Source organism: Mesobacillus boroniphilus JCM 21738 (assembly GCF_000517385.1).
Lineage (GTDB): Bacteria > Bacillota > Bacilli > Bacillales > Cytobacillaceae > Mesobacillus > Mesobacillus boroniphilus.
Map to the genome: position 1 here is coordinate 1 of NZ_BAUW01000053.1, position 26,836 is coordinate 26,836.

A 26,836-nucleotide genomic window follows, 5' to 3' on the forward strand; every position below is an offset into this window, starting at 1 on the left:
CACCGGTCGGCCCTCCAAAGCTTGTCGGGGCTGACCAAGCGCTTGCGCTTTTCTTATAACGGGAAAAAATCAAGCGAAATTTCCAATTCGCTATAAAATTGAAAAAGTCGCTATAAAAACGAGAATTTCGCTATAAAAACGTAAAACTCGCTATAAAAAGTTATTTTTCGCTATAAAAAATAAAAAGTCGCTATAAAAAGTTATTTTCGCCATAATAATTTATTCCTTGCTAGAAATTTCGTTCAGGTTGGCAAATTATGACCCGTTTTCTTTATAAATCCGAGTGAATATGAGAAAATAACGATAGATTTAATCGCCCCGCTAGCCGGGATAACATAGGAGGATTTTTACAATGAAAGTTGCTATTGCTTCAGACCATGGCGGAGTGAATATCCGCGAAGAAATTAAGAGTTTGATGGACGAAATGAATATCCAGTACGAAGATTTCGGATGCGAATGCGGTACATCTGTTGACTATCCAGACTATGCGCTTCCAGTTGCTGAAAAAGTGGCGAATGGAGAGTTTGATAAAGGAATCCTGATTTGCGGAACAGGGATCGGCATGAGCATTGCCGCAAACAAAGTAAAAGGAATCCGCTGCGCGCTTGTGCATGACGTATTCAGCGCAAAGGCGACACGCCAGCACAATGACAGCAATGTCCTCGCGATGGGCGAACGTGTCATCGGACCTGGACTCGCTCGAGAAATCGCAGCTGTATGGCTTTCAGAAGAATACGAAGGCGGCCGCCACGAAAACCGCGTCGGCAAAATAAAGGATTATGAAAATAAATAGGCTGGAGAACTTCCAGCCTGTTTGCAAAACCAGAACTTCAGGAACACCAAATACCAATGTAAAGGGAGGCGCTGACACTGTCTATCGAACAATGGGAAGCAGAACTGAACTCCATCCTTACTGAATTTAATGATCAAGTCCAGCTGAAAAAAGGCCAGGTGCTGGTTGTCGGCTGCAGCACGAGTGAAATCATTGGGCAGCGGATTGGCACAGCTGGTACAGATGAGGTTGCGGAAATGGTATTCAGGCAGCTCCGCGAACTGCAGGGTAAAATCGGTGTCCAGCTGGCGTTCCAGTGCTGCGAGCATTTGAACCGGGCGATTGTCGTTGAGCGGGAAACAGCCGAACAGAAGCAGTTGGATGAAGTGACCGTAATTCCGGTAAGGAATGCGGGCGGAGCGATGGCAGCTTACGCATACAAAAACCTTGAGGATGCCGTGGTCGTCGAATTCATCAAGGCTGAAGCGGGTATTGATATTGGTGATACGCTGATCGGCATGCAAATGAAGCATGTCGCTGTGCCAGTAAGAGTGAAGCAAAAAAGCATTGGCCATGCACATGTGACGCTAGCAAAGACGAGGCCGAAGCTGATTGGCGGCGCCAGGGCGGTTTACGAGCAGACAAAGGAAAACGAGTCTTGCTGACAGGGGAAAGGCTGCGGAAGGAAAAGCGGGTCTGATATTCAGATCCTCTTTTACCTTCTTCCTTTTCTTTCATTATAATATCAGCTAAAATAAGAATGAATTTTCTAATAACGGAACAGCGCAATACATATAAGAGGGGGAACTTAAGTGAAGCACTTGTCACAGCAGGACAGCAAAGTTTACGCTGCAATGCAGGATGAATTGAAGCGTCAGCGCACGAAAATTGAATTGATCGCATCAGAGAACTTTGTCAGTGAAGCGGTAATGGAGGCACAGGGGTCTGTACTTACGAATAAGTATGCAGAAGGATATCCTGGCCGCCGCTATTATGGCGGATGCGAATACGTCGATGTAGCTGAAAACATTGCCCGTGACCGCGCGAAGGAAATCTTCGGCGCTGAGCATGTAAATGTCCAGCCGCACTCAGGCGCGCAGGCTAATATGGCAGTATATTTCACGATTCTTGAGCAAGGAGACACTGTGCTTGGGATGAATCTTTCTCACGGCGGGCACTTGACGCACGGAAGCCCGGTTAACTTCAGCGGCGTCCAGTATAATTTCGTTGAGTATGGTGTCGATGAAGATACTCATGTTATCAACTATGATGTCGTTCTTGAAAAAGCTCGCGAGCACAAGCCGAAGCTGATCGTTGCCGGTGCAAGTGCTTACCCGAGAGCGATCGACTTCAAGCGTTTCCGTGAAATCGCTGATGAAGTGGGCGCTTACCTGATGGTCGATATGGCTCATATCGCTGGTCTTGTCGCAGCTGGCCTCCACCAGAATCCAGTGCCATATGCTGACTTTGTTACAACAACTACTCATAAAACACTTCGCGGCCCGCGCGGCGGAATGATCCTCTGCAAAGAAGAATTCGCGAAGAAAATCGATAAATCGATCTTCCCTGGGATCCAGGGCGGCCCGCTTATGCACGTAATTGCTGCGAAAGCAGTAGCGTTCGGCGAAGCGCTCCAGGATTCTTTTAAAGAATACGCGCAAAATATCATTTCAAATGCCAACCGCCTTGCAGAAGGTTTGAATAAGGAAGGCATCGACCTTGTATCCGGCGGAACAGACAACCACTTGCTATTGGTTGACCTGCGCTCTCTTGGCCTGACTGGGAAAGTAGCGGAAAAAGTTCTTGATGATATCGGCATCACCGTTAATAAAAACACGATTCCATTTGATCCGGAAAGCCCATTTGTAACAAGCGGAATCCGTATCGGTACAGCTGCGGTCACAAGCCGAGGCTTCGGTCATGAAGAAATGGACGAAATCGCTTCAATCATTGCCATCACATTGAAAAATCACGAAGACGAGGCGAAGCTGGAAGAAGCAAGCAAACGCGTCGAAGATTTGACAAGCAAGTTCGAACTATATCCTGAGAGATAAGATTTTTACCCGGCGGCCTTCATGAATGAGGGCCGCTTTTTCAGGGGAAAATCATTCAGACATAAGCGGTTGCTTGTAAAGAGGTTTTTCTGTAAAATTATACGAAGTGTGATTCAACAAATCTTACATATAACAGACAGGTGTTCACAACTCATTTACCTTTAAAAGGAGCGATACACATGGCAAAAGTATACGTATTTGACCATCCATTGATCCAGCATAAACTTACTTATATTCGCGATAAAAGTACAGGCACGAAGGAATTCCGCGAGCTTGTAGATGAGGTCGCAACGCTGATGGCGTTTGAAATTACGCGTGACATGCCGCTTCAGGATATCGAAATTGAAACACCAGTCGAAAAGACAAAATCGAAAGTTCTTTCAGGCAAAAAGCTTGGTATCATCCCGATTCTTCGCGCAGGCATCGGAATGGTTGATGGCATTCTGAAATTGATCCCAGCAGCGAAAGTCGGCCATATCGGACTTTACCGCGACCCAGAAACACTAATGCCGGTCGAATACTATGTAAAACTTCCAAGCGACGTCGAAGAGCGCGATTTTATCGTCGTTGACCCAATGCTTGCGACAGGCGGATCAGCGGTCGAAGCGATCAACTCTCTTAAAAAACGCGGCGCAAAGCATATCAAGTTCATGTGTTTGATTGCAGCTCCAGAAGGGGTAGAAACGGTAAAAGAAGCACACCCAGATGTTGATATTTACATCGCTGCACTCGATGAAAAGCTGAATGACCACGGATACATCGTACCTGGACTAGGAGACGCAGGAGATCGTTTATTCGGGACTAAATAAGGAGTGTTTGAGTTGAACCAGCCTATTAAAGTTATGACCATTTTTGGGACACGTCCGGAAGCAATTAAAATGGCTCCGCTTGTCCTCGAATTACAGAAACACCCAGAACACTTTGAATCAATCGTAACGGTAACCGCCCAGCACCGCCAAATGCTGGACCAGGTGTTGAATATTTTTAAAATCACGCCGGACCATGACCTTAACATCATGAAGGATCGCCAGACGTTGATCGATGTAACGACTAGAGGTTTGGAAGGCCTGGACAAAGTAATGAAGGAAGTCAAGCCGGATATCGTACTTGTGCATGGAGATACGACAACTACGTTTGTGGCAAGCCTTGCTGCGTACTATAACCAGATCATTGTCGGCCATGTCGAGGCAGGCTTGAGGACGTGGAATAAATATTCTCCATTCCCTGAGGAAATGAACCGTCAGCTGACAGGAGTCATGGCTGATCTTCATTTTGCACCAACTTCTAAGTCTGCGGCTAATTTGCTGCAGGAGAATAAATCTGAAGAAAATATCTTCGTAACTGGTAACACGGCAATTGATGCCTTGAAGACGACGGTGAAGGAAACGTATCAGCATGAAGTTCTCGATAAGCTTGGCAATGACCGCTTGATCCTGATGACAGCACACCGCCGTGAAAATCTTGGTGAGCCAATGCGCAATATGTTCCGTGCCATTAAAAGAATCGTTGATGAACAGCGTGATGTTCAAGTTGTTTATCCTGTTCACTTAAACCCTGTTGTCCGTGAATTGGCGGATGAAGTATTGGGGAATGACCCGCGTATCCATCTGATCGAGCCACTTGACGTCATTGATTTCCATAACTTCGCATCGCGCGCGCATCTCATCCTGACTGATTCAGGCGGCGTGCAGGAAGAAGCGCCGTCACTAGGTGTGCCTGTACTCGTTCTGCGCGACACAACAGAGCGTCCTGAAGGCATCGAAGCAGGAACCCTGAAACTCGCAGGAAACGAAGAGCAGCCTATTTACGAAATGGCAACAGAATTGCTGACAGACAGTGAAGCATATGAAAAAATGGCCAAAGCGTCGAATCCATATGGCGATGGCCTCGCATCAGAACGAATTTGTGAAGCAATCCGCTATTACTTCAAACGCACAGAAAATCGTCCTGAACAATATGAGTAAGAACCTTTTAGACACCTCTTTTTTAAAAAAGGGGTGTTTTTCTTTGCAAGGATACAAAATCGAAAGTACTATCAGGTTTATTCGTCTTTGGATTTAGATTATTCTAGTTCGCGGAATTAAGGCATGATTTCGCGGAATAAATGTAATCTGAATACAATACTCCCTAAAAAGAAACGCTATGTTAAAAAGGGAGGGGCTATTTTCATGAAAAGCGTAATTTTTTCTTAATTGTCCTATCAATTGCAATCCTCACTGCATTCGAACCTCAAAAACTGCAAATCCCGCCGATTCCTCAAGAAGAACCCCAGACTGAAAAAGTTGCTATCGTGCTGACGGAGCAGCCGGTTGAAGAACAGCAAATCAAAAATCAGCTTAAAAACCTGAAAAACACAAAGCTCCGCCGCATCTTCAAGCATGCGGTCAATGGATATTCCGTTAAGGGACCTGTCTCCGAGCTTCAACAGCTTGAAAAGTCTAATGACATCCAACTTTTATCTGAAGTAAACACATACAAGGTGGAGAGTCCGGCCCATCTGCCAACCCGATACAAATCAAGCGAAAGCTTTATCGATAATTTTGAATTGATTGGAACAGACACGGTCCGGGGGCTTCTTGATGAAAAAGGCAACCGTCTAACGGGAAAGGGTGTGACGATCGGAGTAATCGATACGGGAATAGATTATGATCATCCTGACCTGCGGAGGAATTTTGCAGGGGGACATGACCTGGTTGATGGGGATGATGACCCGATGGAAACGAAGGGTGCCGGTTTTAGGAGCACTTTGCACGGAACACATGTAGCAGGCGTGATCGCAGCGAACGGAAGAATGTGGGGTATGGCTCCAGAAGCGAAAATAGTTGCCTACCGGGCGCTGGGACCAGGCGGGAGAGGAACGACAGAGCAGGTGATTGCTGCTATTGATGAAGCGATAAAGGATAAGGTGGATATCCTGAATCTTTCGCTCGGAAATGATGTCAATGGACCGGACCTTCCTATCAGCCTGGCGTTAAATAAGGCGGTCGACGCAGGAATCGTTGCGGTCACTTCATCTGGGAATTCGGGTCCGAACCGGTGGACGGTAGGTTCACCAGGCACAGCTTCAAAGGCCATCTCGGTAGGGGCCTCGACACCGCCAATGCAAGTGCCGTACCTGAACGCCCCGGGACTGTCTAAAGAAATACGACTGGAACTTTTACAAGGATCAGACAACTGGAACATTACCCAGAGCGAGAACCTAGTTTTTGCAGGACTGGGAACGAAAGAAGAAATGAAGGGTGTAAGGGATAAGCTTGTGTTGGTCGAAAGGGGTAAGCTTACTTTTACCGAAAAAGCGAAGAATGCATTTGAAGCGGGCGCAATCGGTGTGATCATCTATAACAACACGAAGGGAACATTCTTTGGGAATCTGGAAGAGAGCCTGCCGATTCCAGTTGCAGCAATCAGCGAAGAAGCAGGATTGATGCTAAAAAACAGCTCGATAAAAATCCGATGCTTATCCGCATGATTTTAATAGAAGAAAAAGATCTTCTTGCTGACTTCAGTTCCCGCGGTCCGGTGACGGTCACATGGGAAATCAAGCCGGATATTGTCGCACCCGGCGTGGCGATTAACAGTACAATTCCCGGAGGCTACCTCCCGCTACAGGGAACGAGCATGGCAGCCCCCCATATTGCAGGAGCGGCAGCGCTGATCAAGCAGGCTCATCCTGACTGGAGCCCGGCTGAAATCAAGGCGGCAATCATGAACACCGCCAAAAATATTAGCGACCGTGACGGCAAGAGATACCGGACATTCGAGCAGGGAGCAGGAAGAATTAGGCTTGAGGCAGCGATCAAAACGGAAAGCCTGGTCATTCCAGGGTCGCTGCAATTCGGTAAATTCCAGCTGGCAGATAACATGCATCGCCACAGCTCCAAGCTTACCGTCAAAAATACGGGCAAAGTCACTAAAACCTATTCATTTTCAATTCCAAAAAAAGAACACGGAATTGAATGGGAGCTTCCGATGAGCTTTGCGCTGAAACCGAATGAAGCAAAAAACGTGGAGCTTGCGATGAAAGCCACTCCGGATTTGTTAAAAGATAAAATCCATGACGGCAGCCTCGTTATGGATGATGGAAAAAACAAGATAAGGATTCCATACTTGTATGTTCTTGAAGAACCGGATTACCCGCGGGTGATGGGCTTCGACTTCGCGCCGGCAGATAACGGCAAGGCTTATCGCTATGAAGTCTATTTGCCGGGAGGAGCAGAAGAATTTGGCATCGCCCTTTTCGACCCGGATCAATACCGCTTCGTCGGATTTCTTGATTGGGGAAGAAAGCTGGAAAATGGGATGGTAGGAAAGGAAATACCTCTGGAAAAATTGCCGGAGGAAGGACTTTACCTTGCCAAGGTATTCGCAAAGAAAAAAGGGCGAGAAAGCACGATAGACGCATGATTTTTATAGGTAAAAATACATGGGACGGAGAGCACGATTGAAACAGTGGATTATAAATAATGAAAGGGTCGGACAAAGGTAATTCTTTTCGGTTCTATATTATTCTCATTAAACTATTTGAGTTCTCCCAGTATCTCTGTCACACCTCAAAATCGGCTATAATGAAAGAACACTGAGAAAATGCACGCAAAAATAAGCTTTTATAATATAATACTAACATAGGATTGCTGGTATATATTTGAGTGAAAACTTTGTGAATTTTTTAACTGCTATGGATTGACATCGACAATAGCCTATTGTATGCTTACAAAGGGCATAAAATGATAAGGTTTTCAATGTTGATATGCAAGCTTTTTTGTGAAAATATTGTTTTTTCGGAAAATGATTTTTCACCCCCTGAAGCTCCCATTCTCAAAAGTGAGGATACGTTTTTTATGCGCCGAAACAACCGCCACCCTTTTCAAGCGATGGCACTCATGTCCGCTATACTATCTCAATTGGTAGGCTCCATTTTAATTGGCATTTTTTCCGGAAGATGGCTGGACCAAAGTCTTGGTACAGAGCCACTTTTCTTAATATTCGGATTGCTGATCGGATTGGCGGCAGGTGTTTATGCCATGCTCCGCCTTGTCCAACACTTCTTTTCGGGAGACTAGCCATCTATGGAAATTCAGGACTTGTTTATTCGCCAGCGCAAATACATATTCACCTTGTTGTCTTTATACGTACTCGGGTACGGCTTTACAAGCTATCAATCTGTTTTTGCCGGGTTGATCTTTGGTACAAGCCTGAGCCTTTTTAATTTATGGCTGCTTGCGAGGAAAATGAACAACTTCGGTGATTCGGTTGTACAGGGGAAGAAGGTGCGCTCGCTCGGCTCGATGTCGAGGCTGGCGACCGGAGCGCTTGCTGTGATCGTTGCGATGGAATACCCCGATCGCATTGACCTTGTATTTACGGTTTTGGGATTAATGACAGCTTACATTGTCATTATGATAGATTTTTTTGTCCAGTCTTTTCAATCACGTAAATAGCGGGGAAGAGAGGTGAATTACTGATGCATCATGAAGCTCCATTATTAGATTTATTTGGGCTTACTTTTAACTTAACAAATTTGCTGATGATCACAATAGCGAGCGCTCTTGTATTCATCATTGCAGTTCTTTCCACTCGTAAACTGGCGATGAAACCGACCGGGATCCAGAACTTCATGGAATGGGTTATGGATTTCGTCAAAGGAATCATCAACAGTACGATGGACTGGAAAGATGGGGGAAGATTCCACGTCCTCGGGATCACATTGCTGATGTATGTGTTTATTTCAAACATGCTGGGACTGCCTTTCGCGATCGTGTACGACAACGTCCTATGGTGGAAATCACCAACAGCTGATCCGGTCATCACACTGACTCTCGCAGTCATGGTAGTTGGACTTTCCCATTATTATGGCGTCAAGCTTAAAGGGACTGCCGAATACGGCAAAGAATTCTTTAAGCCATTTTGGTTCATGTTCCCGATCAAGATCATTGAAGAGTTCGCGAACACGCTCACTCTTGGTCTTCGTCTTTACGGTAACATTTACGCAGGTGAGATCCTGTTGGGTCTGCTTGCAGCCAGCCTCGCAACCGGGGTAGGCGGGCACTTGGCCGCAGCACTTCCAATGCTTGTATGGCAAGGTTTCTCCGTATTCGTCGGAGCAATCCAGGCATTTATCTTCACAATGTTAACGATGGTTTATCTCTCCCATAAAGTGAGCCATGACCATTAATATATACCTGTTCATTTAATGGACAAAACTTTAAAAAACATTTTTTTCATACATTAAAGGAGGAACTTTATAATGGGTCTTTTAGCAGCAGCAATCGCAATCGGTTTGGCAGCACTTGGTGCAGGTATTGGTAACGGTTTGATCGTATCACGTACAGTAGAAGGTATCGCTCGTCAGCCAGAAGCTCGCGGTATGCTTCAAACTACAATGTTCATCGGGGTTGCATTGGTTGAAGCGATTCCTATCATCGCTGTAGTTATCGCGTTCATGGTTATCGGCGGTTAATTCCTTATAAGAATTTAAGATGGCGAAGATCATTCCGCGCGAACCTTCGCCATTCTACTATGTAGACTTTGTGCCGGTTTATTCCGGCATAGGTCGACCTGAATTTGAATGCAAGCAGTCGTTTGAAATAAAATCGGGCAAGCCCGGGATTAGTAACGGGCAGCTTATGCGTCGGCTTTTAGCCAGATGACGCATGTTGGACCTTTTTAATCATGGTACAACTCTTGAAGGGAGTGAATCGAGGGTGTTAACAATGAATTTTGTATTGGGAGCGGCAGCCGGCCTTAACACAGGCGATATCTTGTTCCAGCTTGTTATGTTCCTTGTTTTGTTAGCATTGCTTAAGAAGTTCGCTTGGGGTCCATTGATGGGCATCATGAAGGAACGTGAAGAGCATATTGCTGGCGAAATCGGAGCGGCTGAAAAAAGCCGTGCTGAAGCACAGAAACTTTTTGAAGAACAGCGTGACATGCTTAAGCAGGCACGCACAGAAGCACAGGGCCTAATTGAAAACGCAAAGAAGCAGGGCGATGTACAGCGTGATGAAATCATTGCACTTGCACGCACTGAATCTGACAGAATCAAAGAATCTGCGAAGCTTGAAATTGAACAGCAGAAGGAGCAGGCTGTTGCGGCTATCCGCGAACAAGTGGCTTCACTATCTGTCTTGATTGCTTCTAAAGTAATCGAGAAGGAAATCTCTGCGGCTGACCAGGAAAAGCTCATCAATGAATACATTCAAGAGGCGGGTAATGCCCGATGAGCAACTCGACAGTAGCAAAACGCTATGCCCTGGCACTTTTTCAACTCGCTTCTGAAAAGCAGGCTCTCCCGCAGGTTGAGGAAGAGCTTCGCACAGTAAAAGAAGTTGTTGTGAACAATCCGGAATTGACTGCTTTTTTAAAGTCTCCGAAGCTTCCGAACGAGAAGAAGAAAGAGGTTTTAAAGACAGCTTTCGGTTCAGTAAGCACATATGTCCTTAATACTCTGATGATTTTGGTTGACCGTCATCGCTCAGACCAGATCGCAGACGTTGCTGACCAGTTCATCGCCCTTGCAAATGATGCAAAAGGCGTGGCTGAAGCAAAAGTCTATAGTGTCCAGCCGCTCTCGCTGAACAGGCTGAAGCACTTTCAGCTTCGTTCGCGCCGCAGGTTGGCAAACAGTCACTTCATATTGAAAACATTGTAGATTCCAATTTGCTTGGAGGCGTAAAGCTTCGCATTGGAAACCGCATTTTTGACGGCAGCTTGCGCGGCAAGCTAGACCGCTTAGAACGTAAATTGCTAGGCTAAGATTCGTAGATAGGGGTGAAACTCATGAGCATCAAAGCTGAAGAAATCAGTGCGCTGATAAAATCGCAAATCGAAAATTATCAGTCGGAAATTCAAGTGAGTGATGTGGGTACAGTTATCAGTGTTGGTGACGGTATCGCCCGTGCTCATGGCCTCGACAATGTCATGGCTGGAGAACTTGTTGAATTTTCAAACGGCGTTATGGGTATGGCACAAAACCTGGAAGAAAATAACGTCGGTATCATCATTCTTGGACCTTTCACGGACATCCGCGAAGGCGACGAGGTACGCCGTACGGGCCGCATCATGGAGGTTCCTGTAGGGGAACAGCTTATCGGCCGCGTGGTAAACCCGCTTGGACAGCCAGTCGATGGCATGGGTCCAATCAATACAACAAAAACTCGTCCAATCGAGTATGCTGCACCAGGCGTTATGGATCGTAAATCCGTTCATGAGCGTTGCAGACTGGTATCAAGGCGATTGACGCTCTTGTTCCAATCGGCCGCGGACAGCGTGAATTGATCATCGGTGACCGCCAGACTGGTAAAACATCTGTAGCGATCGATACAATCCTTAACCAAAAAGGCCAGGACATGATCTGTATCTACGTTGCAATCGGACAGAAGGAATCAACTGTACGTAACGCGGTTGAAATTCTCCGTAAGCACGGCGCGCTGGATTACTCTATCGTTGTTACAGCATCTGCATCCCAGCCGGCACCACTCTTATACCTTGCTCCTTACGCTGGTGTAACAATGGGTGAAGAATTCATGTACAATGGCAAGCACGTGCTTGTCGTATATGATGACCTTTCAAAACAAGCGGCAGCATACCGTGAACTTTCCTTGCTGCTTCGCCGTCCTCCAGGCCGTGAAGCTTACCCAGGGGATGTATTCTACTTGCACTCACGCTTGCTAGAGCGTGCAGCTAAGTTGAGCGACGCTAAAGGCGCTGGTTCAATCACAGCACTTCCGTTCATTGAAACGCAGGCAGGCGACGTTTCTGCTTACATTCCAACGAACGTTATTTCAATCACAGACGGACAGATCTTCTTGCAGTCTGACCTATTCTTCTCTGGCGTACGTCCAGCGATCAACGCAGGTCTTTCTGTATCCCGTGTAGGTGGATCCGCTCAAATCAAAGCGATGAAGAAGGTATCTGGTACACTGCGTCTTGACCTTGCTTCATACCGTGAATTGGAAGCATTCGCTCAGTTTGGTTCTGACCTTGATAAAGCAACTCAGGCAAAACTTAACCGCGGTGCCCGTACGGTAGAGGTACTTAAACAAGATCTTAACAAGCCGCTTGCTGTTGAAAAGCAAGTAGCGAGCCTATATGCACTGACTCGCGGCTTCCTTGACGATATCCCATTGCAGGATATCCGCCGCTTCGAAGGTGAGTTCCTTTCATGGTTAGACCACAACCATACAGAGGTGTTAGATCATATCCGTGCCACGAAGGACCTTCCTTCTGACGACGATATGACTGCTGCAATCAACGCTTTCAAAAAGACGTTCGCAGTATCTGAGTAATCATGAAAAAGTAGCAGCGCCAGCTCCCTTATTTAAAAAAGGTTCTGGCTCCTGCTTACACTTGGACTAACAATTCTTTTGTAAAAGGGTGGTGAGAACCGAAATGGCATCTTTACGCGATATAAAAAACCGTATTACTTCGACAAAAAAGACGAGCCAGATTACCAAGGCAATGGAGATGGTATCCGCAGCTAAATGGAACCGTGGAGTCATGAACGCGAAAGCATTCGTTCCTTACATGGAAAAAATCCAGGAAGTGACTGCCTCAATCGCAATGGGCAGCAAGGATTCCAACCACCCAATGCTGAACAGCCGTCCAGTCAAGAAGACGGGATATCTAGTGATTACATCTGACCGCGGACTTGCAGGTGCTTACAACAGTAACGTCCTGCGCCAGCTGTATCAGACAATCCAGCAACGCCATAAATCAAATGATGAGTTTGCGATCATCGCGATCGGCCGTGTCGGCCGTGACTTTTTCCAAAGCCGTGGCATGAACGTTGTCCTTGACATCGTCGGCATTGCAGACCAGCCGTCCTTCGCGGAAATCCAGGACATCGCCAGCAACACAGTTGGCATGTTCTCGGACGGAACATTTGATGAATTATATATTTACTACAGTCATTACGTCAGCGCGATCGCTCAAGAAGTAACTGATAAGAAGCTGCTTCCGTTAACGGATATTGGCGGAGCATCAACAAAGCTTACTTCTTATGAATTTGAGCCGAACGCTGAGGAGATCCTGGAAGTTCTCTTGCCGCAATACGCAGAAAGCTTGATTTACGGAGCACTGCTTGATAGCAAAGCAAGTGAACACGCTGCTCGTATGACAGCCATGAGAAACGCAACGGACAATGCGAAAGAGCTGATCAATTCCCTCAGCTTGAGCTACAACCGCGCGCGTCAGGCTGCTATTACCCAGGAAATCACCGAAATCGTCGGTGGAGCTGCAGCACTCGAATAGATTAGTGTCTAGCTCCAGCGCCTAGCCCCTCGAGTCGCTTCGGTCCGTCCAATGAAGTCAAAGAGCGACTTCACCGGCCGGCCCTCCAGCGCTTGTCGGGGCTGGACAAGGCGCTTGCGCTTTTTAAATGACAAATGGGGATGTGGCATGAAGCCGCATCCCATCATGATGTATATATTTCAACTAGTACGATAGGAGGGAACAAGATGAACAAAGGACGCGTTCTCCAGGTTATGGGTCCGGTTGTTGACATTAAGTTTGAAAGCGGCAATCTTCCAGAGATCTATAACGCTTTGAAAATTGTAACCAGCGATGCGGATGTGACCATCGAACTAACTCTTGAAGTAGCCCTTCACTTAGGCGATGACACAGTCCGTACAATCGCGATGTCTTCCACAGACGGCCTTAAGCGTGGCGTGGAAGTATTAGATACAGGTGCTCCAATCTCCGTTCCGGTTGGGGACGTAACACTAGGACGTGTATTCAACGTATTGGGTGAGTCAATCGACCTTGAGGCTCCAATCGCTGCTGATTCACGCCGCGATTCAATCCACAGGGAAGCTCCAACATTCGAACAGCTTTCAACTGAGGTTGAAATCCTTGAAACAGGAATTAAGGTTGTTGACCTTCTTGCTCCATATATCAAGGGTGGTAAGATCGGATTGTTCGGTGGTGCCGGTGTAGGTAAAACCGTATTAATCCAGGAATTGATCAACAACATTGCTCAAGAGCACAGCGGTATCTCCGTATTCGCAGGTGTTGGTGAGCGTACACGTGAAGGTAACGACCTTTACCACGAAATGACTGACTCTGGCGTTATCAAGCAAACAGCGATGGTATTCGGACAGATGAACGAGCCGCCAGGAGCACGTATGCGTGTTGCCCTGACTGGTTTGACAATGGCTGAATATTTCCGTGATGAGCAGGGACAAGACGTTCTTTTCTTCATGGATAACATCTTCCGTTTCACGCAAGCAGGTTCTGAGGTTTCCGCGCTACTTGGCCGTATGCCATCAGCGGTAGGTTACCAGCCGACTCTTGCAACTGAAATGGGTAAATTGCAGGAACGTATCACTTCTACTAACGTAGGTTCTGTTACTTCCATCCAGGCGATCTATGTACCAGCCGATGACTACACTGACCCGGCTCCGGCTACAACTTTCGCTCACTTGGATGCAACAACGAACCTTGAGCGTAAGCTTTCTGAAATGGGTATCTACTGCGGTGGATCCACTTGCTTCGACTTCACGTGCATTGACACCTGAAATCGTTGGCGAAGAACACTATTCAGTAGCTCGCCGCGTACAGCAAACATTGCAGCGTTACAGAGAACTTCAGGATATCATCGCGATTCTTGGTATGGATGAGCTTTCTGACGAAGATAAGCTTACTGTACACCGCGCTCGCCGCATCCAGTTCTACCTGTCACAAAACTTCCACGTAGCCGAACAGTTCACAGGACAGAAAGGTTCTTACGTGCCAGTTAAAGAAACAGTCAAAGGATTCGCTGAAATCCTTGACGGCAAATATGACCACCTTCCAGAAGATGCATTCCGCCTAGTCGGCCGAATCGAAGAAGTTATCGAGAATGCAAAACGTATGGGTGTAGAGGTCTAATAACGGACCAGGAGGGTAAAAAATGAAGACGATTAAAGTCAGTGTTGTTACTCCCGATGGGCCGGTGTACGAATCAGATGTTGAAATGGTAAGCACAAAAGCGAGCACAGGCGAGCTTGGAATCTTGCCAGGCCACATTCCTATGGTTGCACCGCTACAAATTGGCGCTGTCCGTTTGAAAAATGGCAGCAATACCGAGTTCATTGCAGTCAGCGGCGGCTTTCTCGAGGTCCGTCCCGAGCAGGTAACCATCCTTGCTCAATCTGCAGAAAAATCATCTGAAATCGATCTTGAACGTGCACTAAAAGCAAAAGAACGCGCTGAGCAGCGCCTGCATGAAAGAAAGCAGGAGAACATCGACTTCAAGCGTGCAGAACTTGCCCTGCAGCGTGCGATCAACCGTATTTCAGTTGCAGAACGCAGAATATAATGATCAACACCCTCCGGCGCTGCCGGGGGGGTGTTTTATTATGGAGAGTGAGCCGCGGCGTATTTGCAGCTTCCAGATAGTTTACAAATCTAGGGGAAGATTCCGTTTCGCTATAAAAATAGAAATTTCGCTATAAAAACTAAAATTTCGCTATAAAAATAGAAAAGTCGCTATAAAAATTAATTTTTCGCTATAAAAACGTCATTTTCGCTATAAAACATTGTGTTATCAAAGTTTAGCCTGGAAATTATGCTGATAAATCTTGTTCGGACTCTAATTTACACTGCTTTATCGATACAAAACCACGTTTACAGATCAAATCATCAATCAATCAACAAAAAATCACCCTCTAAAATCCTCCCAATCAAAAAATTCAAAAGTCCGCCATAAATCAACGCTGTCACAGAACTTAACAATGTTGACAAACGTCACTGACAACTTAATCCAAATTGTATTTAATATAGAATGTAACCGAGTGTCTTAATTCAGTTGCTGCACATTTCCGAAACAAGGAGGCTGCACACTCCAAAACACAACGCTGCCATAGCAACAAAAAAGCCTGGAGAAAACAATGCGAATAATTTGCCTTCCGGATAACTAAGTTTGGAAGGGGACGACTATTCCCGGATTAAATAAAGATACTATTTTTCTATCAGAATGGCTTGGAAGAAGGTTGCCAGATTGTTCAAAGGCTTGTCGACACACTATTGCAACAATGGTATAATTGTTATCGGTTACAAGATAAAAAAATAAGGAAATTTTACAACACTGGAGGGATGGACATGGAGCAGTTGAATTTATATCAAAATAACTATTTGATAGTCTTTGTGTTCCTATGTCTCGGGGTATTGCTTCCAATCGTAGCCTTGTTTGCGGCTAAGCTTCTTAGGCCGAAATACAAGCAGGACGAGCGGAAATATACCACCTACGAGAGCGGGATGGAACCGTTCAGCGATGCGCGGGTCCAGTTTAATGTCCGTTATTATGTTTTTGCTCTTATGTTTGTTATTTTTGATGTAGAAACAGCGTTTTTGTATCCATGGGCTGTCGCCTATGAGAAGTTGGGGATCTTCGCATTGATTGAGATGCTGATTTTCGTCGTAATGCTTCTAATCGGACTCATCTACGCATGGAAAAAGAAGGTGCTAAAATGGATTTAAAGTTGGATGATTTCTCACCTGAAGAAGTGGCAGAACTCCAAAGGAACGTATTTGTGACGACTCTTGAACAGGTAAAAGGCTGGGCCCGGAGCAACTCGATGTGGCCAATGACTTTCGGTCTTGCGTGCTGCGCGATTGAAATGATGGCATCCAGTTCGGCTCACTATGACCTGGACCGTTTCGGGACATTTTACCGGAACTCACCTCGTCAGTCTGATGTCATGATTGTTTCAGGTACCGTAACGAAGAAAATGGCTCCGACTGTCCGCAGGCTGTACGACCAGCTGGCAGAACCAAAGTGGGTAATCGCGATGGGTTCATGCGCGACAGCAGGCGGCCCATATGTAAAATCATACTCAGTTGTAAAAGGTGTCGATCAGATTGTGCCTGTCGATGTTTACATACCGGGTTGCCCGCCGAATCCAGCAGCATTGATTTACGGGATTAATAAATTGAAAGAGAAAATCCGTTATGAGGCGAAAACCGGGAAGAAGGTGATCTAACCGATGAGCGGTGAAAAGGATTTAGAGCAGATAAAAAGAGAAGCAGCCCAAAAAGCAAAAGAGCTTGCGAAGCAGCGTCAGGCAGCTAAACAAGCAGTGGAAGGAAATGACCCGAAAGAGGTTGCCGACAAAGTCGCAGAACCTGAAGTGAAAGAAACAGACGCGAAAGCAGAGACTCCAGCTGGTGACGATGCTGAACTCGCTAAAAAGAAAGCCGCAGCAGCAGCGAAGGCAAAGGCAGCTGCATTGGCAAAAATGAAAGCGAACGCTCAGTCAGATGAAGCGTGGGAAGCCAAAGAAGAAGTATCGACTCCGGTAGAAGGTCAAGATGCTGAATTAGCCAAGAAAAAAGCCGCAGCAGCAAAAGCAAAAGCAGCCGCTCTTGCAAAAATGAAAGCAACAGGCCAGGTGGAGGAAGATGCTAAAGCGGAAACTCCAGCAGTCACTGACGCTCCAGCGGGCGACGACGACGAGCTTGCGAAAAAGAAAGCCGCAGCGGTAGCGAAAGCAAAGGCAGCAGCGGCAGCAAAAAGAAAAGCACAGGCAGAAGCTGGCGGGGAAGCAGATGTTCCTGCAGGCGACGACGATGACCTGGCAAAAAAGAAAGCCGCAGCCGTAGCGAAAGCAAAGGCAGCAGCGAAAGCCAAAGCCAAAGCCGCAGCCGGCGGAGGATCTGCTGATGATGAAAAAGCGAAAGCGATTGCCGCAGCGAAGGCAAAAGCAGCCGCAGCAGCGAAAGCAAAATCGGCAGCTGGCGTAAAAGCAGGAGCAGAAGAGCCTGTTGAAGAGAAAGAACCGTCTCCAAACCAGCCTTACTTAGATAAATATGTAAAAGCGATTACAGACAACCTTGGTGATGATATTTTGGAAGAGTTCTATATTAACCCTCTTTCAAAAGATGTCCCAACGCTTGTCGCGAAGAAAGAATCATATTATCGCCTGGCTGAATTCCTGAAGTACAACGAACTATTAGGCTTCGATTACCTATCAGAGCTTCACGGCACGGATTTCCAGACACATATGGAAGTGTATGTTCACTTGTACTCATATAGAAACAGGCAGTCCGTGGCGTTAAAGGTCAAGCTCGACCGCGATCAGCCTGTTACTCAGTCCGTCCAGCCACTATGGGCAGGAGCTGATTGGCCAGAGTGTGAAACGTATGACTTGCTTGGCATCAAATTCGAAGGCCATCCAAACCTCCATCGCATCATGCTTGGTGAAGACTGGGTCGGCCACCCGTTAAGAAAAGACTATGAACCGTATGATGTGGAGGTGTAGCCCGTGATACGCACAGAAGAAATGCTCTTGAACGTGGGCCCGCAGCACCCTAGTACACACGGTGTATTCCGCCTCGTTCTGAAAATTGATGGTGAAATTATCGTTGAAGCAAAGCCGGTGATCGGTTATTTGCACCGCGGGACTGAAAAGCTTGCTGAAGATCTGCAATATACACAGATTATTCCATATACTGACCGGATGGACTACGTATCGGCGATGACGAATAACTATGTAATCGTCCATGCAGTCGAAACGATGATGGGCTTACAGGTTCCTGAACGCGCCGAGTATCTAAGGATTTTGGCGATGGAATTGAACAGGGTTGCCAGCCACTTGCTGTGGTGGGGGACATTCATCCTCGACTTCGGTGCGACAAGCCCATTGCTGTACGCATTCCGTGACCGCGAGATGATCCTGAACCTGCTGAATGAACTGTCTGGTGCTCGTCTGACTTTCAACTACATGCGTGTAGGCGGCGTAAAGTGGGATGCTCCGGAGGCTGGATTGAAAAGGTGGCAGAGTTTGTCCCTTACCTGAGAGGCCAGCTGAAAGGCTACCACCAATTAGTATCAGGAAACGAAATCTTCCTTAACCGTACAAAGAACATTGGTACGTATACAAAGGAAGACGCAATCAATTACTCATTGAGCGGCCCGAACCTGCGCTCTACAGGCGTGAAATGGGATTTGCGCAAAGATGAGCCATATTCAATTTATGACCGCTTTGACTTCGACATTGTCACTCGCGAAGAAGGAGATGTGCTTGCCCGTTACTATGTAAGGATGGGTGAAATTGAAGAATCTCTAAAAATCATTGAACAGGCTGTGCAGCAATTCCCGAAAGACGGGGAAATCATAGCCAAGGTTCCAAAAATCATCAAGGCTCCAAAAGGGGAAGCATTTGTCCGGATCGAAGGCTCCCGAGGTGAGATCGGATGCTACATATCCAGCGATGGAAAAAAAGAGCCGTACCGTCTCAAGTTCAGAAGACCGAGCTTCTACAATCTGCAAATCCTTCCTAAACTGCTCGAAGGTGAAAGCATCTCAAATCTGATTGCAATTTTAGGAGCGGTTGATATCGTTCTTGGGGAGGTAGACGGATAATGGTTCAGGATCTACTCGAATCAAGCGCAGGCCTCATGAATTTCAGTATTTTCTTCGTCCTGGCTGTCGTCCTGCTGTTCGTAATCCTTGGATTTGTAACAATGGCGATTCTGGCAGAGAGGAAAGTGCTTGGTTTTATGCAGGGCCGTTATGGTCCATCCCATGTCGGCGGTAAATGGGGACTCTTGCAATCCGTAGCCGACGTCGTAAAGCTTCTTGTAAAAGAAGACTTAATTCCGAAGGCAGCTGATAAGCCGCTGTTCATTATCGCACCAGTCATCGCGTTCGCGCCGTCCTTCATGGTAATGGCGACAATTCCTTTGACTGACAAACTGCAATTTGCTGACTTGAATGTCGGATTTCTTTATTACATCGCCATTTCAGGGCTGACGATCGTCGGCATGCTGATGGCAGGCTGGGCATCCAACAACAAGTACTCATTGCTTGGCGGCATGCGTGCCGCTGCACAGATGATTTCCTATGAAATCCCGCTTGTCATGAGTGTTATTGGAATCGTCCTGTTGACAGGCAGTCTCAATCTTAATGAGATTGTTGCAGCACAAGGTGATAATGGCTGGTTCATCTTATGGCAGCCAATCGCGTTCATCGTGTTCTTCATCGCTGCTACTGCCGAATTGAACAGGGTTCCATTCGACCTTGCTGAAGCGGAAAACGAGCTTGTTGCCGGTTTCCACACAGAGTACTCTGGCTTCCGCTGGGCGATGTTCATGCTTGCTGAATATGTGTATATGTTCGCAATGTCTGCGTTGATCACTGTATTATTCCTTGGAGGCTGGCTGCCGCTGCCGTTCCTCGGTTCATTCCAGGAGCTGTTTGGTTCGCGCTCAAGTTCAGCTTAGTGGTCTACATCCTCATCTGGTTCCGTGCTACGTTCCCGCGTATCCGCGCTGACCAATTGATGGAGTTCGCATGGAAAGTGCTTCTGCCGGTAGCGCTGGCAAACATCTTCCTAACTGCTTTGATTAAAGAATTTTTTCTAAAATAGGAACGGAAGCAGCATTGCTTCCTGCATTAAAGGGGTGAATTACGTGCTAGGATGGACTAAAGGATTAGCTTATACCCTTAAACAATTGACTCGCGAAAAGCTGACTTACGATTATCCAAACGAACCGATTCCGCTTCCTGACAGATTCCGCGGGATCCAGAAGTTTTATCCTGAAAAATGCATCGTCTGCAACCAGTGTGCCAATATTTGCCCGACAGATTGCATTAACTTGACTGGTAAAAAGCATCCTGATCCAACAAAAAAAGGCAAAATCATCGATACGTATGATATCAATTTCGAACTATGCATCCTCTGTGACCTGTGCACAGAAGTTTGCCCGACTGAAGCGATCATCATGACGAACAACTTTGAGCTTGCTGAATACAGCCGGGATGATTTATTCAAGAACCTGGAATGGCTTGACGAAAATGATGAGAATATACGGAAGGTGAATAAAGCATGACGTTAACAGGCGAATTCTTTGCGTTTATGTCACTTGCTTTAGTGGCGGTAATCGGCGGCGTGCTTTTATTGAACCTAACGAAGGTCATCCACATGGTCGTAGCGCTCGTCTTTACTTTCGTCAGTATTGCAGGTATTTATGTGCTCTTGTCCGCTGAATTCCTGGCGATCATCCAAGTAATGATCTATTCCGGCGCCATCACGATCATGATGCTGTTTGGAATCATGCTTACCCGCCACCATGGTGAGGATGCTGAACCAAAAGGCGGTATGCTGCGCAAGCTTGCGTTGCTGCTCGGCGTAATCGGCTTTGGCGCAGCTGTATATTTCGGAATTTACGATTTGAATTTCGAAGCAGTACCAAATACACTGCATGAAAACAATACAGAACAAATCGGGGTATCGCTGTTCTCGCATTACATTATCCCGTTTGAACTGACATCCGTGATCCTGCTGGCTGCGCTCGTCGGCGCAATCGTACTGGCGCGCAAGGATGACGAAAAGGAGGGTGATCAGGAATGAGTTCTGTTCCGGTTTCAGCCTATCTAGCTCTTGCACTTATTCTTTTTTGCATCGGCCTTTATGGTGCCCTGACAAAAAAGAACACAGTTATTGTATTGATTTCCATTGAATTGATGCTAAATGCGGTCAATATCAATCTGGTAACCTTCAGTAAATACGGAGTGAATCCTTCGATCACTGGCCAGGTTTTCGCGCTGTTCTCCATCGCGGTAGCAGCAGCTGAAGTAGCGGTAGGACTTGCGATTCTGATTTCGCTTTACCGCAACCGCAGAACGGTCAATATTGATGAAATGAATCAGTTGAAAAATTAGGATTGATGGATTTTTCATAGGCGGCATTTGCCGCTGAAATCAGAAGATTTCTTGTAGCTGGACTGCCCCGTGAAAGACGGGCCTCAATCTGACGGGCGTATATATGATAGATAGCGCACGTTCAAAAAAGGGGATTGTGATATTAATGGAGAATGCTTGGCTCATTCCGCTGTTCCCGCTTGTATCCTTTCTATTCCTGCTGCTGTTCGGTAAAAAGCTGAAAGAAGCGAGCGCATTCGTTGGGATCCTTGCGACGCTTGCCTCTCTTGTATACTCCATCCTTGTGCTGATCGAGCGCTTTTCGGAGTCTACATTCAAAGCTGAAGCCGTATGGCTGACAATAGGGAATCTGGAACTAACTGCGGGCTTTGAAGTAAATCAATTAAACGCATTGATGCTGGTGATCGTGTCTCTTGTCAGCTTCCTTGTGCATACCTATTCAAAAGGGTATATGCATGGTGATGAGCGCTTCCCGGTTTTCTATGCTTATCTAGGACTATTTACTTTTGCAATGCTTGGTCTTGTAATCTCGCCGAATCTTTTGCAGACATATATTTTCTGGGAATTGGTCGGTGTAGGTTCATTCCTGTTGATTGGATTCTATTTTTACAAAGAAAGCGCCAAAGCGGCTGCAAAGAAAGCCTTCATCATGACCCGTATCGGGGATGTCGGGCTGCTGATCGGATGATTCTTTTATTCTGGCAAACTGGCAGCTTCGAGTATGATGAAATTTTCGCGGCGGTAGAAGAAGGCGCAGTTTCCGGAACGATGATTACCCTGACTGCAATTTTGATTTTCATCGGTGCAGTTGGTAAATCAGGTCAGTTCCCGCTTCATACATGCTTCCAGACGCGATGGAAGGTCCGACGCCAGTTTCTGCGTTAATCCACGCAGCGACGATGGTTGCGGCAGGTGTTTACTTGGTCGCATCGTTGTTCCCGCTATTCAATGCGAGTGAGACAGCTATGATGACTGTAGCGATCATCGGTGCCTTCACAGCGATTTTTGCGGCAACGATCGGCCTTGTCCAGACTGACATCAAGCGTGTTCTTGCATTCTCGACTGTCAGCCAGCTAGGCTACATGATGCTTGCATTAGGATCTGCCGGCTATGTTGCCGGAGTATTCCACTTGATGACTCACGCGTTCTTTAAGGCGTTGTTATTCCTTGCAGCAGGTAGCGTCATCCATGCTGTACATACTCAGGATATTGAAAAAATGGGCGGGCTTTGGAAGAGGCTTTCGTTCACTGGACCTTTGTTCCTGATCGGAACACTGGCTATCAGTGGTGTCCCATTGTTCTCAGGCTTTTTCAGTAAAGATGAAATTTTGATTGCTGCATGGGCAGATGGCAATTACCCTTTGTTCTGGCTTGCAGTGATTGCGGCGTTCTTCACAGCATTCTACATGTTCCGCCTGTTCTTCATGGTATTCACTGGTGAAGCACGGAGCGAAATGAAGAATGTCCATGAATCGCCATCTGTCATGACTATGCCTATGGTCGTTTTGGCTGTACTGGCTGTTGTAGCTGGTTATGTGAACACACCTTGGTTCGGCACATTCCTAGGCGACTGGCTCGTTGAAGGAAACGAAGCGCTTGGCCATGGGCATATCGAAGGTCCTGGCTGGATCATGATTGTCGCTACAGTTGTTTCCTTGCTCGGCATCCTGCTTGCATGGATGATGTACAGCAAGAAGTCGATTTCTCGCGATTGGCTATCTAGCAGAGCGCCACTTGCTTATGGCATTGTGAAAAATAAGTACTATATCGATGAAATTTACAATCAGAGCATCGTGTTTGGAGCGAAAGCGATCAGCTTGTTCCTGCGATTCATCGAGGTCTTCCTTGTTGAGGGACTCGTCAAGCTGACAACAGCAGCAGTCCAGGGACTTGGTAAAACAGGTGCGAAAATCCAGAACGGCCAGGTACAGACTTACGGCACAATCGCCTTTGTCGGCCTTGCAGTCCTGATCGTCATCTATGCGTTGACAGGGGGGTATTTATAATGGATTTCAACTATTTTCTTACCTTGCTGGTATTCTCCCCTTTACTAGGAATCCTGCTCTTGGCATTCATGCCAAAGGCGAATGAATCAGGCATCAAAATGCTTGGCGTACTGGCAACACTGCCGTCATTGATCCTTGCGCTGATCGCATACTTTTCGTATCGCGGCGGCAATGACCTTGCTAATTTTTCGGAAAAATTACGCTGGATCCAATTTGGCGGACAGGGTGCCGAGCAATCCGGCATGTTCTCAGTGAACTATGAACTTGGCATCGATGGATTCGGTTTGATCATGGTGGTTCTCACAGCAGTGATCGCAACGCTTGCGGCAATCGCGTCTTTCCATATCAAAAGGGAATGGAAAGGCTACTACATGCTGTTCTTGCTTCTCGAAATTGGGATGCTGGGAGTATTCACATCAGAAAACTTGATCCTGTTCTTCCTTTTCTTCGAAATTACCTTGATCCCAATGTTCTTCCTGATTGGAAAATGGGGCTATTATGAAAAAGAAAAGGCTGCTTACAGCTTCTTGATTTATAACGGACTTGGATCGGCAATCTTGCTGATTGTCATTATGGTTTTATTTGCAAGAACAGGCACATCTAATATTGAAATGCTGTCAGTCATGATGAACACAGAAAACGCGCCATTGTTCGCGCCGGTTTCTGAGTCATTGAAGATGGGATTATTGATCGCATTGCTTGTCGCATTCGGTGTCAAGCTGCCAATCTTCCCTCTGCACAGCTGGATGCTGCGCGTCCACGTTGAAGCACCGCCATCAATCGTCATGATCCACTCAGGAATCCTGCTGAAGATCGGTGCATTCGGTTTGATCCGCTTCGGGATGGGGATTTTCCCTGAACAATTCGCGGAACTGGCAGTGCTGCTTGCGGTATTGGGTGTCATTAACTTGCTTTACGGAGCATTCCTTGCTTTCATCCAGACAGATTTCAAGATGGTCCTTGCTTACTCTTCTATTTCCCATATGGGGATCGTTTTAATCGGACTTGGAGCATTAAATGAAGCAGGAATTCAGGGTGCTATCTTCCAGGTCGTATCACACGGCTTGATTTCAGCATTACTGTTCTTCCTTGTTGGAGTGCTATATGAACGCACGCACACGACAACGCTTGCCAACCTTGGAGGCATGGCAAAAGGAATGCCGCTTGCATCAGGCTTCCTGCTGTCAGGCGCAATGGCATCGCTTGGATTGCCTGGCATGTCAGGATTCGTAAGTGAATTCATGCATTCCTTGGACTATTCGAAGAAATGCCAGTCCTTGCGGCGGTTGGTACAATCGGCATCATTATGACAGCCGTTTACCTGCTGCGTGCAGTGCTTGCTATCACATATGGCAATGCAGAACGTGAATTTGTCGGAGTAACAGACATCCGCTCATTTGAATGGGCACCAGTGTTAGTGCTTATCGGCTTGATCGTTCTGATCGGTGTATATCCAGCTGTTCTAAGTGAACCGCTTCAGGCAACATTAGAGACTATCATGATGGGAATAGGGGGGTGATGAAGGATGGATCTAGATACACTTCTATCATTTGATTGGGGGACGATGACTCCGGAATTCATCATCTTGGTATGATTGCAATTTTATCGGTCGCTGATTTATTCATGCCTAAGAAAGTCGACCGGAAAATCCTTGGCTGGGCAGGTTTTGCAGGTGTGGTACTGGCACTGATTTCACTTGTTTCACTGATTGGCACCGATACTACATCAATTTTATACGATACATTCAGATTGGATTCGTTCGCAATCGCCTTCAAGCTGATCCTCCTTCTTGGAGCGGCACTTGTCATGCTATTGGCGATCGACTACAGGACGAATGATGGACTTGAGGAATATAAGGGAGAATTCTACTACCTGTTCCTCACTGCCTTGCTTGGTACGATGTTCATGGCATCAAGCGGCGACTTGATCACTTTATTCGTCGGACTTGAATTGCTGTCCATACCGTCTTACGTCCTTGCAGGTATGCGAAAGCGCAACCTGAAATCGAATGAATCGGCAATGAAATACGTCATAAACGGCGGAATTTCCTCCGCGATCACACTGTTCGGTATGAGCTATGTATACGGAATCGCCGGTACAACAAACTTAAGAGAAATCGCCCAAGTCTTTGGAGGCTGAGTGACCCTCAGCACATTTACATTCTTGGACTGGCATTCTTCATGATTTTTGTCGGCCTGTCATTCAAGCTGGCATCCGCTCCATTCCATATGTGGGCGCCTGATGTATATGAAGGAGCACCAACTCCAGTGACCGCGTTCTTGAGCGTCATCTCGAAAACAGCTGGATTTGTGATTATCCTTCGCATTCTGTTATCCATTTTCGGATACATTCCTGTCGCTCAGGAAGATGCGCAACCAATTCCGCTGCTGTTCGCGGTTCAGGATTACATCGCATTCCTGGCGGGAGCAACAATGATCATTGGTAACGTCATCGCCTTAAGACAGCGCAACATCAAGCGCATGTTTGCCTACTCAAGTATTGCACATGCCGGTTACATCCTTGTCGCTCTGACTGCCATGTCATTCGTTACATTCGATGCGATCTGGTTCTACATGCTGGCTTACCTACTAATGAATCTGGGTGCATTCGCCGTGATTCAGGTAATCACAATGAAAACTGGCTCAGAAGATATCAGCACTTTGCCGGTCTTTACCGCCGCTCGCCTTTATTGGCTGTCGGAATGGGAATCATCATCCTGTCACTCGCAGGAATCCCGGGTACAGCAGGCTTCATCGCTAAGCTGAACATCTTCATGGGCGCATTGATGGTCGACCAGGCACACTACGTCCTTGTATCGATCATGATCGCGACAACAGTCGTATCCTATTTCTACTACTTCGGAATCATGACGCAAATGTTCTTCCGCCCGGCAGCAAGCGACGAAAAAATCCAGCTGCCAGCAGGAACAACAGCCGTCATCCTGATCACAGTAATCGGAACGATCCTGTTCGGAGTCATGCCAAACCTGGCAATCGACTTCATGCATAGTAACTTCAACCAGTTCATTGATTTTATGAGATAAGCTTGTTACTTCGCTAATTAGCAAGCAACAACTTCGCTCAGGAAAACACGAAATATGTATGGATTTTGGGGCATGGAAACAAAGGGGTAAATTCAGCTGGCCTGCAGATTGCAGGCCAGTTTTTTACTTAATAGGAAATTATAAAATATTTTCAATGTGTATAACTATCCAGGTTTTCTTAATCCAGCTCCAGCGCCTAGCCCCTCGAGTCGCTTCGGTCCGACCAATGAAGTCAAAGAACGACTTCACTGGTCGGCCCTCCAGCGCTGGTCGGGGCTGAACGAGGCGCTTGCGCTTTTCTTAGTTAATAGGAAATTATCA

General features: G+C 46.7%; 22 protein-coding genes and 8 pseudogenes. 29 read left to right on the top strand and 1 reads right to left on the bottom strand.

Going from position 1 to position 26,836, the window contains the following annotated elements:
• The first annotated feature begins 352 nt into the window (after positions 1-352).
• From rpiB to JCM21738_RS14165, 15 genes and pseudogenes are all read left to right on the top strand, one after another.
• A complete protein-coding gene (gene rpiB / locus JCM21738_RS14100) occupies positions 353-793 on the top strand; it encodes a ribose 5-phosphate isomerase B (RefSeq protein ID WP_023613570.1) in 441 nt (146 codons plus the stop codon).
• A gap of 71 nt (positions 794-864) precedes the next feature.
• Positions 865-1,437 (top strand): TIGR01440 family protein, encoded by a 573-nt coding sequence (locus JCM21738_RS14105; protein WP_031307656.1) that lies wholly within the window; start codon positions 865-867, stop codon positions 1,435-1,437.
• A gap of 147 nt (positions 1,438-1,584) precedes the next feature.
• Positions 1,585-2,826 (top strand): serine hydroxymethyltransferase, encoded by a 1,242-nt coding sequence (glyA, locus tag JCM21738_RS14110; protein ID WP_023613572.1) that lies wholly within the window; start codon positions 1,585-1,587, stop codon positions 2,824-2,826.
• 179 nt (positions 2,827-3,005) lie between these two features.
• A complete protein-coding gene (gene upp / locus JCM21738_RS14115; RefSeq protein ID WP_023613573.1) occupies positions 3,006-3,635 on the top strand; it encodes a uracil phosphoribosyltransferase in 630 nt (209 codons plus the stop codon).
• A gap of 33 nt (positions 3,636-3,668) precedes the next feature.
• Positions 3,669-4,790 (top strand): non-hydrolyzing UDP-N-acetylglucosamine 2-epimerase, encoded by a 1,122-nt coding sequence (wecB, locus tag JCM21738_RS14120; RefSeq protein ID WP_439646004.1) that lies wholly within the window; start codon positions 3,669-3,671, stop codon positions 4,788-4,790.
• A 326-nt stretch (positions 4,791-5,116) separates the two neighbouring features.
• Positions 5,117-6,295, top strand: a complete 1,179-nt coding sequence (locus JCM21738_RS24435; RefSeq protein ID WP_159101431.1) for a S8 family serine peptidase — start codon at positions 5,117-5,119, stop codon at positions 6,293-6,295.
• On the top strand, positions 6,280-7,230 hold the full coding sequence (locus tag JCM21738_RS24440; RefSeq protein WP_156315523.1) for a S8 family serine peptidase: 951 nt from the start codon (positions 6,280-6,282) through the stop codon (positions 7,228-7,230). The genes JCM21738_RS24435 and JCM21738_RS24440 overlap by 16 nt, the downstream gene beginning before the upstream one ends.
• Positions 7,231-7,664: 434 nt before the next feature.
• Entirely contained in the window at positions 7,665-7,886 is a 222-nt protein-coding gene (locus tag JCM21738_RS14130) for an AtpZ/AtpI family protein (RefSeq protein ID WP_031307657.1), read from the top strand.
• Positions 7,887-7,892: 6 nt separating this feature from the next.
• Entirely contained in the window at positions 7,893-8,264 is a 372-nt protein-coding gene (locus JCM21738_RS14135; RefSeq protein WP_023613577.1) for an ATP synthase subunit I, read from the top strand.
• Between the two features lie 23 nt (positions 8,265-8,287).
• A complete protein-coding gene (gene atpB / locus JCM21738_RS14140) occupies positions 8,288-8,998 on the top strand; it encodes a F0F1 ATP synthase subunit A (protein WP_023613578.1) in 711 nt (236 codons plus the stop codon).
• Between the two features lie 72 nt (positions 8,999-9,070).
• Positions 9,071-9,283 (top strand): F0F1 ATP synthase subunit C, encoded by a 213-nt coding sequence (gene atpE / locus JCM21738_RS14145; RefSeq protein ID WP_023613579.1) that lies wholly within the window; start codon positions 9,071-9,073, stop codon positions 9,281-9,283.
• Positions 9,284-9,527: 244 nt separating this feature from the next.
• Entirely contained in the window at positions 9,528-10,046 is a 519-nt protein-coding gene (locus tag JCM21738_RS14150; RefSeq protein WP_031307658.1) for a F0F1 ATP synthase subunit B, read from the top strand.
• Positions 10,043-10,578, top strand: a pseudogene (locus JCM21738_RS14155) (F0F1 ATP synthase subunit delta). Before JCM21738_RS14150 ends, JCM21738_RS14155 begins: the two are co-directional and overlap by 4 nt.
• 24 nt (positions 10,579-10,602) lie before the next feature.
• Positions 10,603-12,110: pseudogene (atpA, locus tag JCM21738_RS14160) on the top strand (F0F1 ATP synthase subunit alpha).
• A 103-nt stretch (positions 12,111-12,213) separates the two neighbouring features.
• Positions 12,214-13,074, top strand: coding sequence for a F0F1 ATP synthase subunit gamma (locus JCM21738_RS14165; RefSeq protein WP_023613583.1), 861 nt, complete (start codon positions 12,214-12,216; stop codon positions 13,072-13,074).
• Between the two features lie 8 nt (positions 13,075-13,082).
• Here the strand turns inward: JCM21738_RS14165 and JCM21738_RS24445 are convergent, their stop codons facing one another.
• Positions 13,083-13,223, bottom strand: coding sequence for a hypothetical protein (locus JCM21738_RS24445; RefSeq protein ID WP_156315524.1), 141 nt, complete (start codon positions 13,221-13,223; stop codon positions 13,083-13,085).
• Between the two features lie 57 nt (positions 13,224-13,280).
• On the opposite strand from JCM21738_RS24445, the pseudogene atpD reads away from it, so the two are divergent.
• The 14 genes and pseudogenes from atpD to JCM21738_RS14230 all read left to right on the top strand — a co-directional run bounded on the left by atpD (position 13,281) and on the right by JCM21738_RS14230 (position 26,515).
• Positions 13,281-14,691: pseudogene (atpD, locus tag JCM21738_RS14170) on the top strand (F0F1 ATP synthase subunit beta).
• 22 nt (positions 14,692-14,713) lie between these two features.
• Positions 14,714-15,121: a F0F1 ATP synthase subunit epsilon gene (locus JCM21738_RS14175; protein WP_023613585.1), complete on the top strand. Its 408-nt coding sequence runs from the start codon at positions 14,714-14,716 to the stop codon at positions 15,119-15,121.
• Between the two features lie 782 nt (positions 15,122-15,903).
• Positions 15,904-16,281, top strand: a complete 378-nt coding sequence (locus tag JCM21738_RS14180) for an NADH-quinone oxidoreductase subunit A (protein ID WP_023613586.1) — start codon at positions 15,904-15,906, stop codon at positions 16,279-16,281.
• On the top strand, positions 16,272-16,784 hold the full coding sequence (locus JCM21738_RS14185) for a NuoB/complex I 20 kDa subunit family protein (RefSeq protein ID WP_023613587.1): 513 nt from the start codon (positions 16,272-16,274) through the stop codon (positions 16,782-16,784). The genes JCM21738_RS14180 and JCM21738_RS14185 overlap by 10 nt, the downstream gene beginning before the upstream one ends.
• Before the next feature lie 3 nt (positions 16,785-16,787).
• Positions 16,788-18,062, top strand: coding sequence for an NADH-quinone oxidoreductase subunit C (locus JCM21738_RS14190; protein ID WP_023613588.1), 1,275 nt, complete (start codon positions 16,788-16,790; stop codon positions 18,060-18,062).
• A gap of 3 nt (positions 18,063-18,065) precedes the next feature.
• A pseudogene (locus JCM21738_RS14195) lies at positions 18,066-19,165 on the top strand (NADH-quinone oxidoreductase subunit D).
• Positions 19,165-20,171 (top strand): annotated as a pseudogene (gene nuoH, locus JCM21738_RS14200) (NADH-quinone oxidoreductase subunit NuoH). Before JCM21738_RS14195 ends, nuoH begins: the two co-directional pseudogenes overlap by 1 nt.
• A 43-nt stretch (positions 20,172-20,214) precedes the next feature.
• Positions 20,215-20,634: an NADH-quinone oxidoreductase subunit NuoI gene (gene nuoI / locus JCM21738_RS14205; protein WP_023613591.1), complete on the top strand. Its 420-nt coding sequence runs from the start codon at positions 20,215-20,217 to the stop codon at positions 20,632-20,634.
• On the top strand, positions 20,631-21,155 hold the full coding sequence (locus JCM21738_RS14210) for an NADH-quinone oxidoreductase subunit J (RefSeq protein WP_023613592.1): 525 nt from the start codon (positions 20,631-20,633) through the stop codon (positions 21,153-21,155). The genes nuoI and JCM21738_RS14210 overlap by 4 nt, the downstream gene beginning before the upstream one ends.
• Positions 21,152-21,466 carry an NADH-quinone oxidoreductase subunit NuoK gene (gene nuoK, locus JCM21738_RS14215; protein WP_023613593.1) on the top strand — a complete coding sequence of 105 codons (315 nt, stop codon included), beginning with the start codon at positions 21,152-21,154 and terminating at the stop codon, positions 21,464-21,466. Before JCM21738_RS14210 ends, nuoK begins: the two co-directional genes overlap by 4 nt.
• Before the next feature lie 145 nt (positions 21,467-21,611).
• Positions 21,612-23,472 (top strand): annotated as a pseudogene (gene nuoL / locus JCM21738_RS14220) (NADH-quinone oxidoreductase subunit L).
• A pseudogene (locus JCM21738_RS14225) lies at positions 23,472-24,991 on the top strand (NADH-quinone oxidoreductase subunit M). The pseudogenes nuoL and JCM21738_RS14225 overlap by 1 nt, the downstream one beginning before the upstream one ends.
• 71 nt (positions 24,992-25,062) lie before the next feature.
• Positions 25,063-25,611 carry an NADH-quinone oxidoreductase subunit N gene (locus tag JCM21738_RS26780; RefSeq protein ID WP_256360201.1) on the top strand — a complete coding sequence of 183 codons (549 nt, stop codon included), beginning with the start codon at positions 25,063-25,065 and terminating at the stop codon, positions 25,609-25,611.
• Between the two features lie 89 nt (positions 25,612-25,700).
• Positions 25,701-26,515, top strand: a pseudogene (locus JCM21738_RS14230) (NADH-quinone oxidoreductase subunit N).
• The last annotated feature ends 321 nt before the right edge of the window (positions 26,516-26,836 follow it).

Coding starts and splice junctions, on each gene's coding strand:
- rpiB (WP_023613570.1), top strand. CDS start 353: ATGAAAGTTGCTATTGCTTCAGACCATGGCGGAGTGAATATCCGCGAA.
- upp (WP_023613573.1), top strand. CDS start 3,006: ATGGCAAAAGTATACGTATTTGACCATCCATTGATCCAGCATAAACTT.
- wecB (WP_439646004.1), top strand. CDS start 3,669: ATGACCATTTTTGGGACACGTCCGGAAGCAATTAAAATGGCTCCGCTT.
- JCM21738_RS24440 (WP_156315523.1), top strand. CDS start 6,280: ATGCTTATCCGCATGATTTTAATAGAAGAAAAAGATCTTCTTGCTGAC.
- JCM21738_RS14130 (WP_031307657.1), top strand. CDS start 7,665: ATGCGCCGAAACAACCGCCACCCTTTTCAAGCGATGGCACTCATGTCC.
- JCM21738_RS14135 (WP_023613577.1), top strand. CDS start 7,893: ATGGAAATTCAGGACTTGTTTATTCGCCAGCGCAAATACATATTCACC.
- atpB (WP_023613578.1), top strand. CDS start 8,288: ATGCATCATGAAGCTCCATTATTAGATTTATTTGGGCTTACTTTTAAC.
- atpE (WP_023613579.1), top strand. CDS start 9,071: ATGGGTCTTTTAGCAGCAGCAATCGCAATCGGTTTGGCAGCACTTGGT.
- JCM21738_RS14165 (WP_023613583.1), top strand. CDS start 12,214: ATGGCATCTTTACGCGATATAAAAAACCGTATTACTTCGACAAAAAAG.
- JCM21738_RS24445 (WP_156315524.1), bottom strand. CDS start 13,223: ATGCCACATCCCCATTTGTCATTTAAAAAGCGCAAGCGCCTTGTCCAG.
- JCM21738_RS14175 (WP_023613585.1), top strand. CDS start 14,714: ATGAAGACGATTAAAGTCAGTGTTGTTACTCCCGATGGGCCGGTGTAC.
- JCM21738_RS14180 (WP_023613586.1), top strand. CDS start 15,904: ATGGAGCAGTTGAATTTATATCAAAATAACTATTTGATAGTCTTTGTG.
- JCM21738_RS14185 (WP_023613587.1), top strand. CDS start 16,272: ATGGATTTAAAGTTGGATGATTTCTCACCTGAAGAAGTGGCAGAACTC.
- JCM21738_RS14190 (WP_023613588.1), top strand. CDS start 16,788: ATGAGCGGTGAAAAGGATTTAGAGCAGATAAAAAGAGAAGCAGCCCAA.
- JCM21738_RS14210 (WP_023613592.1), top strand. CDS start 20,631: ATGACGTTAACAGGCGAATTCTTTGCGTTTATGTCACTTGCTTTAGTG.
- nuoK (WP_023613593.1), top strand. CDS start 21,152: ATGAGTTCTGTTCCGGTTTCAGCCTATCTAGCTCTTGCACTTATTCTT.
- JCM21738_RS26780 (WP_256360201.1), top strand. CDS start 25,063: ATGATTGCAATTTTATCGGTCGCTGATTTATTCATGCCTAAGAAAGTC.